Source organism: Lysinibacillus sp. FW301-JW8 (genome assembly GCF_058788755.1).
The window spans coordinates 42,060-56,450 of sequence record NZ_JBYTBB010000033.1 but is presented as its reverse complement, the minus strand read 5'-3'; the positions used below and the strand labels follow the sequence as shown (position 1 = coordinate 56,450).

Here is a 14,391-nt window from a genome sequence, read left to right as displayed (position 1 = left end):
AAAGCGAAGCGTCAGCGGCAAAGCGAGTAGCCTGGAACGGAAATCACCTTCATTTGACTTAGTAGTGTTCACAAAGAATCCCTTGACCATTTAGTTTTTTTGTTGAAGGAAAGAAGAAGCATTTTTTATCGAGGAAGCCATGTTGATGATTTTTGGATTACATCTGATTTATCAGTATTCTGTACTGCCTCTTGGATAATATTTAGCTCAGTAGCTGAAAGATCACCCGTTATCTGTAATTGTTGTAAATCAATTTCACCTTTATTAGAATTTGAAAGTAATGTATGAACCATATTCATTATCATAGTATTCCCTTCCTTTCAATTTGTTTACAGTTATAATAATATAAAGGGAGTGTGTATTAACCGCAAATCTATTTGTAATAACCGCAAATTTTTTATTTGGGGAGAGTTATATGAAGAGTAATAAAAGAAAAATTCTATTTTTACAATTAATATTTTTATTAGCCCACTTCTTTTTAATATTCACTATGTTGAAACCATATATAGGTATAGATGTACAGTATAATAAAAATGGCCAAATCATCATATCCAATATCTATGATAACGATGGCTGGGCTCGCTATTCAAATTTCGCTATCGGTGATACTATCTTAGAGGTAGATGAGATCAATATGACTACGATCAATAATCATCTCAAACATAATAATTGCTTTGTTCATGGTTCCTCTATAAAAATTATAAGAAACAATGAAATACAGTACATACAAGCACCACCTGATTCTGTTAAAGACACCTTTCAGGAAATTATCATTCCTAGCATATTTTCCTTAACAGTATTCATTCTGACTCTTTTTATCTATCAACAAAATAGTAAAGTTGCTTTTTATTTAACTGGATTTTTATTATCAGTGTCTCTTAGTTTTTTTGCCTCGACAGAATCTGGAAGAGGAGATTTTGTTTCCAGTATTATTATTAGTGTATTTTTTCCCTTAGGCTCTCTTTTTCTGACACATTTCATTCGAGTGCTGTTGTTAGAAAAGGGTATTAAAATCAAAGGGCATATTTTTTATAAAATAAATGGGTTTATCTGTTTGGCTATTATTATTTCAAAATTATTAACTCTTTTCTTCATTAATAATTTAGATGCTTTCAACACCATTCTTGTTATAAGCTACTTCTGTTTCAATATTTGTTTTTCAATTTTGCTACTAATTTATTTTTATTTAACAACTAAAGGTTCTCATCATGAGGTATTTTTAAAATGGTTAATATTAATTCATGTTTGTGCATTTGTACCTTTTATTTTTTTACATGCAGTTCCATTTATCTTTAGACTACCTTATATACAAGATGATCTTGCAGCTTTTACGTTATTTATTATTCCTATTGGTTACACTTATATTGTGTTGACTAATCGCTTAATAGATATTAATTTTATATTAAAACAAATTCCATATTATGTATTTTTGACTTTTATCCCCACTCTTATCTTGACAATTTTCATTATCAGTGAAAGATTCTACTCTAGAAATATTATTTTATATTTTATAATTTTATTTCTAGCTATTCTTACCATCAATATTGTGACATTATTTCTAAAAGAAAAATTAGATTTTCAATTAAAAGATAGTTTACTTTATCATCAGTCCTTTTTTTCTAAAAATTTAAATGAATTTTCACAAAAACTAGCTTCTGTTATGAAAGAAGATGATTTAGAAGATTTATTACTGCATCAAATCAAAGAGACATTAGATCCTCAAATTCTACTATTGATAAGAATAAATTATGAAACCACCGAGTACCAATGCTTTGATTTCACCCAAAATAATACAGAAAGCATACTTGCAGATTCTATTAAACTTAAGCTCAAAAACAATCATACAGATATATTAATTGACCATCCTAATTATCTTGGCATTCAGCTTTATGAACATCATCACATAGGTACGTATATTTGGATTAGCAAAAAAAGAAATAATACTACGTTCAATTTGCATGAAAAAATGTGGTTAATAAATATTGTTAAATACGTAAGATTAGTCTATGAAAATTTAAATATAGTAAAAAATATTATTGCAACTATCGAAAATAGAGACACAACTAATCATCAATCATCAAACACCCTTACTCGATTTTTATTGCAATTAAGTGAACAGGAACGTAAACGATTGGCTTCAGATTTACATGATTCTGCTTTACAAGATCAAACAATTTGGTATCAGAAATTAAATCTTCTTATACAAAATTCAAACACTTTACAGAAGGAAGACTTAGAAACATTAAATAAAATCAAGAACGGTTTATTGGATGTTATTAAACAAATTAGAGACACCTGTAGTGAGTTACGTCCCAACTTTTTGCTAAATACTAATTTTACTGCATCTTTAGAGGATCTTTGTAAAAAGAAACAAGCGAAAGCTAGTTTTAGTCTACGGTATGAATTTCTACTTTCTAATTACGCGAACAATCATAATTTAACAATTTCTATCTACCGTGTACTTCAAGAACTGCTGACCAATGCTGAAAAGCATTCTGATGCCACATTAGTATCCATAGAAATGTGGGAGGATGATCATTATATTTACTTAGATTATAAGGATGATGGTGTAGGGATGGACAATATAAGTGAGCAGTATAATGAGGATCATATTGGATTAATAGGTATAAAAGAACGTATTCATATTTTAGATGGAGAAATTGAATTTATTACAGAACTTACTCAAGGATTACAAATTTTAATAACAATTCCGAGGTGAGAACATTGATTCAGCTATTAATTGTAGACGACCATCCAATGGTTGGTCTCGGTACTAAAAATATACTAGAGGAAGTAACTGATTATCATATCACTTATCTATCAAATTGGCAGCAGGTCATACAAGACATAAAGAAAAAATCATTTGATCTTTATTTATTGGATATTAATATGCCTAACTGCTCTGGCATCGAATTATCAAAAAAAATCTTACTTACTCATTCGGATGCTAAAATCATACTTTATACAGGATTTGATTATTCCTGTCAGTTGAACACTCTAATCGAGTTGGGAATTTGCGGTATTATAAGCAAATCTGCATCCTATCAGGAATTAGTGATAAATATACAAGCTGTACTAAATGGTTATGTAATGATTCCAAGGGAAATGTTAATACGTTCGTTACCATCTAACATATCCCAAGGTTTATTAGTCGCTAAGCACCAACAAGAATTTTCACAAAAGGAGATGGAAATTTTAGAGAGTTTAGCCAAAGGAGCCAGCAATAAAGAAATTGCAGATGAACTTTTTATGAGCATTCGTGCCGTTGAATACAATTTAACTAAAATATATAAAAGGTTATGTGTAAATTCTCGTTCTGAGGCAGTTGCAAAAATTTTAAATAATAGTCGTGCTCAATTTTAATAATGACTTTTAGTTTCAAGAGATGGAGGGATTATATTGAAGGCATATCAGGACATGAATTTACAGGAAGAATTAATCACATTAGCAAATCAAATAATTGAAAAGTCATTTTCCGATGTCTATTTGCAACAGCTTGCTCAAAGCTATGTAAATTTTAAATTTCAACAAAGTTTAAATTTTGCCCTATTAACTGAACTTCATTATTCCATCTTTAGAGAGCAACAGAATTTAGAAGAAAAAAGAGAATTACAAGTCATTGTAGAATTCATCATATTAGCAGCAGATATATTAGATGATATACAGGACGAGGATGTATTGATTTATCCTTGGTCAAACGTTAATTTGGGGGAAAATTTAAATATTATTATCGGGTTTTTACTAACCTCCCTCCATAAAGTTACACTATTAAATTGTAGTGATGAAGCTAAAAATTTTATCAGTCAACAAATTCAACTATTACTACTCAAGTCAATCAATGGACAACAAAAGGATATGCATAACCGTATTTCTAATGAATCTGAATATTTGGAAATGGTTAGCCTAAAATCTGGCTCTCTTATGCAACTTGCTTGTATTTTAGGAGCTGGGAATGTTCTATCAGAAACATTGCAAACGATTAAAACATATGCAAATTATTTAGGCATAGTAGCTCAAATTCGTAACGATGTACATGATGTTTTAACAGATTATACTATAAATGATTTACATATTAAAAAGGTCACTTTACCTATTCTCTACTATTTGTACATAGAGGATAGTAATTTTCAACCGATTAAAAATTACTATCACAGCAAAACCCAATATATGCATTTAACAGAATCTGAAAAAGCAAATTTAATGGACATCATTCGTAATGGTGGAGCTATTCCATACTGTCATATTCTAGAAAAAATATACTACCACAAATTTCAAGCTTGTATTAATGATATGACTCTCACTAGTGTAGCTCGTGAGCAGCTATTAAATATAGATATTTAAAACATGAAAAGGATAAACTCGCTTCGAATTGAAAGCGAGTTTATCCTTTTCACTGATCCCTCAACATATCTAACTTTTTATTTATTTTCTTTCTTTTTTTATTAAACAACATCTCTTTCAGCTTACTATCCGTATTATTATATTTCTTAAATAAATCATCTGGATTATCAAATATTCCTAAATCATCTGTTATAGAAAAGCTTTGGACATATACACTTTCACCAGTCCAGCAGAGATTTATATTATCTTTATCCTTAACTGAAATTCCATAACCGATAAATCCTTCATTAAAGCTACATAGTCGATTTTTCACTTGCTTTAAATAGGAATCATCTATAATCACCCCTTCTAGCACAATCCAGTCATCATGTAATTGAACCTCCGTCCACGCGTGAACAATTTTACTTGGTGCTAATAGATAAGTGATGCCAGTCAAAGCTCCCTTTTGCATTTTTTTATCTATCAGGAATCCATGTATTCTACAAGGAATTCCAACTGCCCTAAGGAAAGCCATTAAAAGTGTACTTTTTGTATTACATTGCCCATATCCATCACGTAATACTTCAGAAGCGGGAATATCATCTGTCCGATTATAGCCAAACTTAATTTCGTTTCTTACAAAATCATAAATTTCTTTAATTCGATCCTCATAGGCTAAGTCACTCCATCCTCTTTGTTTAACTAGTTGCTGGAGAGCTTCGTCTTGAAAATTTAGCATGGCTGTCGGTTCCAAATATTTCATCATCAGTATTCACCCTTTTCTCCTTCTCTTAATTACCTTATATTACTATTATATCTATAATTATCTATTTCTACTAGAGTGTCGTATGACTATTGTCTATTGTTCTTTAATCATTGCAAAGTATGTATTAAATTGAGTAGTAATTAAGAGAAGATATACATTTGAATCGGTAGGGATTTTTTACCCTACCGATTACTAGTTCATAATTTACCCTTCAACATGCTTCTTTCTTAAAAAAATCAAGGATAAACTAAAAAGGCATGTTAACAATAATCCACACCAAAATGCTTTTGTCATTGCCTCAACAATATATCCTTGCGCATCATTTCGGATATTGCTCTGAATAGCTTTAACTTCCTTTTCTATATTTTCAATTTCAGCATTTACCATAGCAGTTATTTTCTTTTCTATATCTGGTGAAGCATTGACCTCCACAGTTTTAGGCATTTGTTTTAATGCTTCCTCCATTTTCATCGCAACAAATTGATCAGACATTTCCTTGGAGACCTTAAAATCCTCTACCTTCTGCTCTCCTTCAAAAAAGCTATCTTTTTTTCCCTTTAAATTATCAATAGCTATCGTCTTGACAGCATCAGGTACTTCACTATTTTCAAAGCGTGTCACACCATCATCCACTATATCGTTTGCATATTGATTTAAAAAACTTAGAGTAATAGAAACAAATAAAGATACACCAATGGCACCTCCAAGATTTCGTGCTGTCGCAAATATACCTGACCCCAAAGAGACATGCTTTTCTGAAACAGAAACCGTGCACACCGTTACACTTGTAACCATTATGATACCTAATCCAGTTCCTAATAAGGACATCATCGTAATAAGCATTGGAAATTCAGTATCCGGTGTTAATTTTAAGAGGAAAATAAAACCTGAAACAGTAAAAACATATCCAAAAAGCATTGGAACTTGATAGCCAATTTTGTCAATTATTCTTCCTACAATCGGTGCTACGATTAACATTACTGCTGATAAAGGTGTAATAAGAAATGATGCATAAAGAGTCGTAAAATCCTTTACCTGTGTCAGATAAACAGGTAACAAAATTAAAGTACCCATTAACAAAATGCCACCTAAAAAATTCGAGAGAATGCCACCTAAATAATGTTTATTGTTAAATATTGAAAAATCCACTAATGGCACCTTAGCCCGTTTTTCTATAAAAATAAATAATAGAGTGGCTATGATACTAATTGAAAAATAAATATATATGGTCGTTGAAGTCCATCCTAATTTTTCACCCTGTAATATCGCATAAGTTAAAAAATAGAGCGCAATGCTAACAACTAGCATACCTAGAACATCTAATTTAAATGGGGATTTGATATCTTTAAATCCTTTAAAAGCTAGTAGGATGAATGGAAAGGCTACTATAATAATTGGAACATTGATATAAAAGATCCAACGCCAATTAATAAAATCTGTCACTACACCACCAAGACTAGGACCAATAGCTACAGCTAGTGCACCAACGGCTCCCCATATCCCCATGGCAAGCCCCATTTTTTCTGCTGGTACAGCCGTCCTCACTAGCATCATACTAGTTGGAATAATCATTGCCCCACCAATTCCTTGTAAAACTCTAGCTGCAATTAAAACTTCTACTGTAGGGGCCATTCCACATAATAATGAGCTTACAGCAAATACGATAACGCCAATTAGAAAAATTTTTCTCCTGCCAAAAAAATCTGCAATTTTTCCTAAAGTAATTAGTAAAATAGCGAGCGTTAGCACAAACGAATTGATAATCCAAGAAGCTACACTTAAATTTATTTCATAATCATTCATAATATTTGGGAGTGAAATATTAACTACGGTACTGTCTAAAAAAACTAAAAATAAACCAAGGCTTACCGCTAATACCTGCTTCATACCCCCGTATATAGGCTCATTTTGATTTGTCATTGTCAACCCTCTTTCATCTGTTCCATCAATTTATAATTGAGTCGGGACATCCAATACAATTTTCCCAATCAATTCCTTTAGAACATCTGGCGTTGGCCCCATGACTGTTCCTGCCATACTATCACGAATATACCTCTCAATCGGTGTATTAGCGGAATAGGCATGCCCTCCACAAACTTTTAAGCCTAATTCTGCCACCTGTAATACTGTTTGACAGGCCATTACCTTAACCTCTAGTGTACTGACCATATCAACTTCCTTTTTCTCCATCCGTTGAACAAATACATTTAACGCTGTCTCTGCCTGATCGCATAGTACTTTTATTTCTCCGATCATTTGCTGAATACTTTGAAAATCAGAAAGATTTGTATTGATATGTGTATAAAATCGTTTCTTCACATAATTTACTGATTCATTATATATTGCCTTTGCGATACCAATATTGACTGCTGAAATTCCAATTTGCCCCATTGGAAGCAGAGCCTCTCGAGTAATTTTAAAACCCTCGCCTTCTTCCCCAATAAGCATCTGTTTATTTAAATAGGTATCTATATTTAATGGTGCACTTTGGTTCCCTCTTAATCCCATGCCTTCCCATTTTCCACCAACTTCAATGCCATTATATTCGCTAGCTACAGCAAAAAAATTACTTTGCATTGAGTTCTTTGCAAATGTTGCTTTTGAGTTAATGACATACACATCTGCCTCTCCTGCACTGGTCACCATAATTTTATTGGTCTTTAATCGAAGCCCTTTGTCAGTTTCATTTACCTGACTAACTGGTAAGAAAAAATAACAGCCAGATCCAGCTTCACTGAGTGCAATTGTAGTAAGACATTGACCTTTACCAATATTACTTAAAATATTTTTTATATAGTTATTTTCTCTTCCATACAATAAAATAGAAACCGCTGACATATGTTGCACATAGACAAGTGCTGTAGAAGCACAAGCTTGAGCCAGCCTAATAACCGTTTCTTTATAGAGGGATAAAGGTGCCTCCAATCCTCCCAACTGCTGAGGTATGATTAATCCTAAAAAACCACTTTGTCCAAGCTCGGTAATATTTTCTCTTGGAAACTCTCGTTCTCTATCAATTCGTGCAGCATTAGGAGCAACAAAATCAACGATAATATCATCCAATTTCGTCAAAAGATCTTGCGTAAAATTTTTTTCTTGTATAGTACTCAATTTATTGCCTCCTCTTTTAATAGTATTGGTGAAAATCTCGCATCATCACATAATGAATCCACTTCAAATGGTATGCTTTCATTTAGTTTCTTCATATCCTGAACAACCATATTTCCATAAATAATAAGATTCCCCATCTTCTCTCGACCATCTCTTGAAATTTTAATGGTTGTATCCTCAAATCGATTCCATCGTTCTCTTGGCTCAATTGTGATACCTCTATCACATAAATGCTGACATTTTCCAATTTGCTCTGCATGAAGTCGAAGTGTATGACAGGATCTAGAGGTAGATACTAATGGGTAATTTAAAAAAGCATTTACTTTAATTCCTTCATCTCTAAGCAATTGCACAGAATTTTTTAGATAAATATTTACATCTACATCTATTTCCGTTACACCATTTTCTTTCATAAAGCTAATCATAGGTGGATTAGCAATATTTAATTGTAAAAATTGTTCCTTCGTCGCTTGATCCTCATATTGCAAAATATCTTCATACCATGGGCAGTTTCCATAGCTAAAAATTAGTTGCCTTCCTAAGGATAAAGAGATATTTGGGGGTAATGGCTGTTTAGCTAAATAACGCATTGTCCCCCAATCATTCACAATTAAATTTAGCTCATAATGAAAAAAACGTGTCATCTCAGCAATAAACTTTTTCATCGATGCTTCAAATAAAATAGGAATTTCAATTTTCACTTTTTTATTGCGTTCCAATAAAAATTGTATATGCTGATTCTCAAGACCAACCATTTTATAGTGGCAGCCTGAATGCCCTAAAGAAACAACTTGATATTGATCGAATACTTCATCTGCTAATGTATATAAATAATCATGATGAATTCTAAGCTCTTTTACTGGTGTTTTCAATTATGCATCACCTAAATGTATGTTTTTGTAATTGCAGTTGGTTTATAAGTACATCGACATTTTTCACAGAAGCGGGGCACCCATTTCATAATCCACATAAGCTGCTCCTGCTCTGTTATTTTCATTTTTTGATCTATTGATAAGCCCGAAAGTCCCATTTCTCGCCATTCATTAAACATATTCACAACCATCGCTAATGTCACTGGATTAGGGGCTTCCCTTCCAAGAAATTTTATGGCTGTAACACCAGCAGAAACCAGATCTTCTAGATTACATAAACTACAATCAGTTGCACTATCTAAAAAATGATGCTGGTTACTGTATGTGTTTTGTGAAGATAAAACTCGATATAAAGTTCTGATCCCTTCTCCAATTTCAAGATTATTTGGGCTTTCCCATAAACGACAGCTCCCAGCCATACTACCAGTGCCAAAGTTCCCAGTAATCATAAGTTCCATCTCTAAATCTCGAAGTTCATGAATCTCTTCTAATGTCATTGATTGGGACAATGTTATCCTTTTGACACCTAAATCCTTTAATAGCTCGGCTCCGTATTTATTTACTGGTGCTAATTGTGAGCCTGAAATTATTTGAATGTCCTTTTCCAAATGATTAAGCAGATGGCACGATTGTATTGAGGATATTGTAATAGCATCTACACCTTTTTCAAGTGCTCTGTAAACATGCTTTTGATAATCTTTTTCAATGCTAGTAGGGACGTATGAGGTATTGGCCATGAATATGACTTTAAGATTGTTCGCTTTTGCTAAAGCTATTATGCCATCTATTTCCTCCCAATCTGAAAAGTGGGCAGGATAATCTGCAACTGTTTGAAATTTATTATCAAATGATAGTTGTTGAAAAAGCGGAGTTGAAACGCCAAAATATATTTCATTTGCACCAGCCTCTATCATTTCTTCCATCATAAATTTTGATCGTACAGGTGCCACAATTTTTAAATTCTCCATCTTATTGACTCCTTTCTATCCAACTGGGAGCATACTTCGTAGACGGTTAACAGATGCTTTTAGACTTTCAATAAAAAAATCAATATCCTTGTAGTCCGTATAATAACCAAAGCTAATACGAATAGACGATTTTATTCTATCTTCAGTTAGACCGAGTGCTAATAATACATGAGATAAATTAGCTTTATCGGCACTACAGGCAGAACCAATAGATACTGCAATACCATAAGCTTGGCATAATAGAACAGCCAATGCTTCTGCTCGTATATTCAGAAAAGATATATTAATAGTATTTGGTAATAAATTCTCACCTAACACAGGACCATTAATTTCATAGTATTCAATCGAATTCTCTAATTTATCTAGTAAATAAGATCTTAATGCGATTATGTTATTAGCATTTTGCTTTAGCTCTCTTTTTGCTATTTCGCAAGCTTTACCAAAACCAATAATAGCTAAGAGATTTTCTGTACCACCACGAAGACCTTTTTCTTGCCCACCGCCGTGAAGAAGCTGTTCTAATTTGCGATCACCGTTTTTCAAGTACAATGCACCTGTACCCTTAGGACCATATATTTTATGGGCGGCCATCGATAATGCGTCCACTCCTAAGTCCTGAACATCTATCTGGATTTTTCCTATCACCTGTACAGCATCAACATGAAAGATAATATTACTATTGATCTTCTTAACAACTTTCACCATTTCTTTAATTGGTTGAATTGATCCGATTTCATTGTTAGCATACATGATTGAAATAAGCGCTGTATTCTCTTGAATAGCGTTTTTTAAATCTTCAATTGCTATGAATCCATTAGTATCAACAGGTAAATAGGTAATTTCAGCACCAAGGGTAGCTAAATATTTACATAATTCTAAAGTTGCAGCATGCTCGATTTTAGAAGTGATGATATGAAACGGGCGCATTTCATTTGAAAAGAAATATCCTTTCAATGCGGTATTAATCGACTCTGTACCGCCAGAAGTAAAAAATATATCTGTCTTTTCTGCATTGATTACTGTGGCAACATTTGAGCGTGCCTCTTCCATTTTTAATTTCGCTAACTGTCCAAAGGAGTGCGTGCTAGAGGGATTACCAAATAGCGTTATATTTTCTATCATAGTCGAAGCCACCTCCTCCCGAAGAGGGGTAGTGGCATTATAATCAAAATATCTTCCTATCATAAAAGCCTCCTAAGCTGCCGAACGTATTTGCTCAAATAACTCATGTAAAATATTCAAACAATGCATTTGAGGAGGCTCCAACTCCCCTAGCATTTTATCAATCTCATGTTGCGGTTGCTGCTTAATTTCTTCTATTGATTTATTAATGATATATTCTGCAAATATATCAGCCGTTGCTAAGGATGTAGCACAACCATATGCTTTATATTTTGCATTATTTACCATTCCAGATTCTACCTTTACACTCATAAAAATTGTATCTCCACAAACAGAGTTACCAATTTTTAATTCCATATTTGCATCAGCCAGTTCACCAGAATGTCGAGGGTTACTAAAATAATCAATAATGATAGAATTGTACATGCTTAGAATCCTCTCTTATACTTCTGCCATTTCATTTTTTTCTTCTGCGGCATCCATATGCTTCTCTAAATTAATGGCACAACAACCTATTTCTGCACCCGCTACTCTAGAAAGATATACCACCTTCTGACCATTTCTTCCGCATTCACATGTATTTTCTTTCTTTAAATACACTAAATCCTCAGTTTGAATAAATCCTGGATATGACAAGGATGTAGGGTCAAATATTGCTAAAACACCCCTTTTTCCTTGTGGTACTTCTTCCGCTAAATTTTTGGGATTTCTTAATGAAAAATGAACCCAAGGTGGTACATGTTTAGACTGTTTCTCACACTCGATAGCTAAAATATTAGATTCAACTAATCCATACATATCCCTTATATTTTCTTCAGGAATACCTAAAAATTCAGCACATTCTTTATTGTATTGTTCTCTAGGTATCTCCATACCAGAAAAGCGTTTCCAGCCTCCTAGATTGATAATCATCGTCTTTTGATCTAACTTCAAATGAATATTATTTGTTTTTAAATAATTGACCAGTTTATAAATTAAAAATGGAGGTCCTACGATGTGGCGTGTATGAATGTTTTGCCATTTTTCTAAAGTTTCTATTGCCTCTTTAGGCTTGAAGGATGCTCTCTTAACAAGACATCTTGTTGCATCAAACAAACCTGAGAGCATATTTAATACTTTTACCATTCCCATCTCTGGCATTTCTTCTGGAGAAGGGAATAAAAAGAGACCAGCTCCACGAGAGAAGGCAAACATCTCTCTATACATTGCGTAAATACTAAATACGCAATTGTTTAATGTTTCAGCATCCCTTCTCGATATACTTGGGATACCACTTGTTCCTGTACTTCGCATTTCAAATTCTATGTTCTCTAAAGATGTTGATAATAATAAATGAGAGTCAGGTCTTTTAAAACTTGTTACCGGAATAAGTGGAATTTTTTGTATATCATCTAAACTTTGTATATCAGCAGGTGTAACGCCGCTATCCTCGCATAGCATTCGATAAAAGCTATTGTTTTCATAATGATGTTTAAAATTTTGGGAGATTAAATAACCCTTTAATTCATTGACTTTTTCTTCATCCCATTGAAATAGCTGTTGAGTTGACCCAATGACTGCTGTTACTGGATTAATACCTAATTCTTTTAAATTTTCCATTGCTGCTTGAATAGTTACCATTACATTTCCTCTCCTTTTTAATATCAATTTCTCTCGGGTTTTCAGCTCATGACCTCTTCATGTAGATCAGTAATTAGCCGTTATTACAGGAATTATTAGGGGAATATCAACCATATATAAGGCACTAATTATTACAATTTTTGTCATACAGTTGACATAAAAAGATTAACATAAGAACAAATGATGTAACCCCTAATTCACTACAAGAAAAAAAGTAAATTCCACAAAAAAACTTGTGGAATTTACTAATTGAATACTTAATTATTATTGCAAAATATTTATCATTTATTAGTTTAAGAATAAACCATTGGTCCACTATTTAGTGTAATCCTAACTATTAGCAAACCATTTTTCTTTGTGATAGACTGTACTATATTTGATTAGAAAAGGGGGGTATTCGATGACCCAGCAGAAGTCTAATAAGGCGGCTTTGTATATTTTAATGTTTAATATGTTTATCGCAATGGGGAGTATTGGAATTATTATTCCTGTCATGCCAGAGTATTTAAGAATATTTGGTGCTGCAGGACAAGTTTTAGGCATGCTTATTGCAACGTTCGCCTTAGCTCAATTCGTTTTTTCTCCAATTGCTGGGAATCTTTCGGATCAGTATGGTCGAAAAAATCTTATAATTTTCGGGCTTATACTAACAGGACTTGCACAAATAGGTTTTGGGCTCTCTACAGAAGTTTGGATGCTCTTCTTGGCACGCTTTTTAGGTGGCCTTGGATCAGCCTTTGTTGCACCTCCTATTATGGCATTTGTGGCAGATGTTACAACATATGAAGAACGAGGCAAAGGGATGGGGATGCTTGGTGCTGCCATGTCTCTTGGCTTTATGATTGGACCGGGTATTGGTGGATTCTTATCGCAAGTCAGCTTACATTTTCCATTCTATACGGCTGGAGCTGCGGCTATTTTGGCTGCTATTTTATCGTTCTTTTTATTACCATCTACCAAACCAAATGCAGCACAAAAAATGCATAAGCAAGACAATCTCGCAAAACAAATGGTACGTTCAGTACATATGCCTTACTTTGTTATGCTTATTATTATGATGGTATTCTCGTTCGGAATTGCTAATTTCCAAACGACTTTATCATTATTTGTTACAGATAAGTTTCATTATACACCCGGAGATATTGCTATTATTTTAGTAGTGGGTGGTGCTTTTGGTGTAGTTGTACAAATGTTTGTCATTACCCCACTCTTTAATCGCTACGGTGAAATGAAGGTCGTATTGGTCAATTTATTTATTGCAGCTGTATCTATTTACTTAATATTATTCGTTTCTGGATTTGCCCTTATTTTAGTTGTTGCAACAATCTTCTCTACAGCTACAACATTAATTCGTCCTGCTGTCAACACACTGATCTCCAAGCTTGCTGAAAATGAGCAAGGATTTGCAGCAGGTTTAAATAATGCTTATATGAGCCTTGGGAATATGATTGGTCCAGCATTGGCAGGTATTTTATTCGATTGGAATATGAATAGCCCTTATATATTTGGTGCTATTATTTTGATGGCTTGCTTCTTCCTTGCCCTTATTTGGACAATGAAAAAAGCACCACATCTTATGCAGCCCGATTCTAAATAGTCTGAAAAATCATTG

General features: G+C 33.2%; 13 protein-coding genes. 4 read left to right on the top strand and 9 right to left on the bottom strand.

Annotation, left to right across the window (positions count from 1 at the left end):
- Nucleotides 1–125: 125 nt before the first annotated feature.
- Nucleotides 126–305: a hypothetical protein gene (locus AC3WOM_RS14430; protein WP_427544913.1), complete on the bottom strand. Its 180-nt coding sequence runs from the start codon at nucleotides 303–305 to the stop codon at nucleotides 126–128.
- A gap of 110 nt (nucleotides 306–415) precedes the next feature.
- Between AC3WOM_RS14430 and AC3WOM_RS14425 the strand changes: the two genes are divergently transcribed.
- The 3 genes from AC3WOM_RS14425 to AC3WOM_RS14415 are packed head-to-tail and all read left to right on the top strand — an operon-like array spanning nucleotide 416 to nucleotide 4,341.
- Complete coding sequence (locus AC3WOM_RS14425; protein ID WP_492447344.1) at nucleotides 416–2,719, top strand: sensor histidine kinase; 2,304 nt, start codon at nucleotides 416–418, stop codon at nucleotides 2,717–2,719.
- Between the two features lie 5 nt (nucleotides 2,720–2,724).
- Entirely contained in the window at nucleotides 2,725–3,363 is a 639-nt protein-coding gene (locus tag AC3WOM_RS14420; protein ID WP_492447343.1) for a response regulator, read from the top strand.
- Nucleotides 3,364–3,399: 36 nt separating this feature from the next.
- On the top strand, nucleotides 3,400–4,341 hold the full coding sequence (locus AC3WOM_RS14415) for a polyprenyl synthetase family protein (protein ID WP_492447342.1): 942 nt from the start codon (nucleotides 3,400–3,402) through the stop codon (nucleotides 4,339–4,341).
- Nucleotides 4,342–4,390: 49 nt separating this feature from the next.
- Here AC3WOM_RS14415 and AC3WOM_RS14410 read toward each other — a convergent pair whose 3' ends face one another.
- The 8 genes from AC3WOM_RS14410 to AC3WOM_RS14375 all read right to left on the bottom strand — a co-directional run bounded on the left by AC3WOM_RS14410 (nucleotide 4,391) and on the right by AC3WOM_RS14375 (nucleotide 12,779).
- Nucleotides 4,391–5,086 (bottom strand): transglutaminase-like domain-containing protein, encoded by a 696-nt coding sequence (locus AC3WOM_RS14410; protein ID WP_427544921.1) that lies wholly within the window; start codon nucleotides 5,084–5,086, stop codon nucleotides 4,391–4,393.
- Nucleotides 5,087–5,290: 204 nt separating this feature from the next.
- On the bottom strand, nucleotides 5,291–7,006 hold the full coding sequence (locus AC3WOM_RS14405) for an MFS transporter (protein WP_492447341.1): 1,716 nt from the start codon (nucleotides 7,004–7,006) through the stop codon (nucleotides 5,291–5,293).
- Between the two features lie 30 nt (nucleotides 7,007–7,036).
- Nucleotides 7,037–8,197: an acyl-CoA dehydrogenase family protein gene (locus AC3WOM_RS14400; protein ID WP_492447340.1), complete on the bottom strand. Its 1,161-nt coding sequence runs from the start codon at nucleotides 8,195–8,197 to the stop codon at nucleotides 7,037–7,039.
- Nucleotides 8,194–9,069 carry a hypothetical protein gene (locus AC3WOM_RS14395; protein ID WP_492447339.1) on the bottom strand — a complete coding sequence of 292 codons (876 nt, stop codon included), beginning with the start codon at nucleotides 9,067–9,069 and terminating at the stop codon, nucleotides 8,194–8,196. The genes AC3WOM_RS14400 and AC3WOM_RS14395 overlap by 4 nt, the downstream gene beginning before the upstream one ends.
- An 11-nt stretch (nucleotides 9,070–9,080) precedes the next feature.
- Nucleotides 9,081–10,037, bottom strand: coding sequence for a peptidase U32 family protein (locus tag AC3WOM_RS14390; protein ID WP_492447338.1), 957 nt, complete (start codon nucleotides 10,035–10,037; stop codon nucleotides 9,081–9,083).
- Between the two features lie 15 nt (nucleotides 10,038–10,052).
- The gene (locus AC3WOM_RS14385; RefSeq protein WP_427544931.1) at nucleotides 10,053–11,222 is read right to left on the bottom strand and encodes a cysteine desulfurase family protein; all 1,170 of its coding nucleotides are present in this window, start codon (nucleotides 11,220–11,222) and stop codon (nucleotides 10,053–10,055) included.
- Nucleotides 11,223–11,231: 9 nt separating this feature from the next.
- Nucleotides 11,232–11,585: an iron-sulfur cluster assembly scaffold protein gene (locus tag AC3WOM_RS14380; RefSeq protein WP_427544933.1), complete on the bottom strand. Its 354-nt coding sequence runs from the start codon at nucleotides 11,583–11,585 to the stop codon at nucleotides 11,232–11,234.
- Nucleotides 11,586–11,600: 15 nt separating this feature from the next.
- Entirely contained in the window at nucleotides 11,601–12,779 is a 1,179-nt protein-coding gene (locus AC3WOM_RS14375) for a LuxE/PaaK family acyltransferase (protein ID WP_427544935.1), read from the bottom strand.
- A gap of 400 nt (nucleotides 12,780–13,179) precedes the next feature.
- Between AC3WOM_RS14375 and AC3WOM_RS14370 the strand changes: the two genes are divergently transcribed.
- Nucleotides 13,180–14,376 carry an MFS transporter gene (locus tag AC3WOM_RS14370; protein WP_427544937.1) on the top strand — a complete coding sequence of 399 codons (1,197 nt, stop codon included), beginning with the start codon at nucleotides 13,180–13,182 and terminating at the stop codon, nucleotides 14,374–14,376.
- Nucleotides 14,377–14,391: the final 15 nt, after the last annotated feature.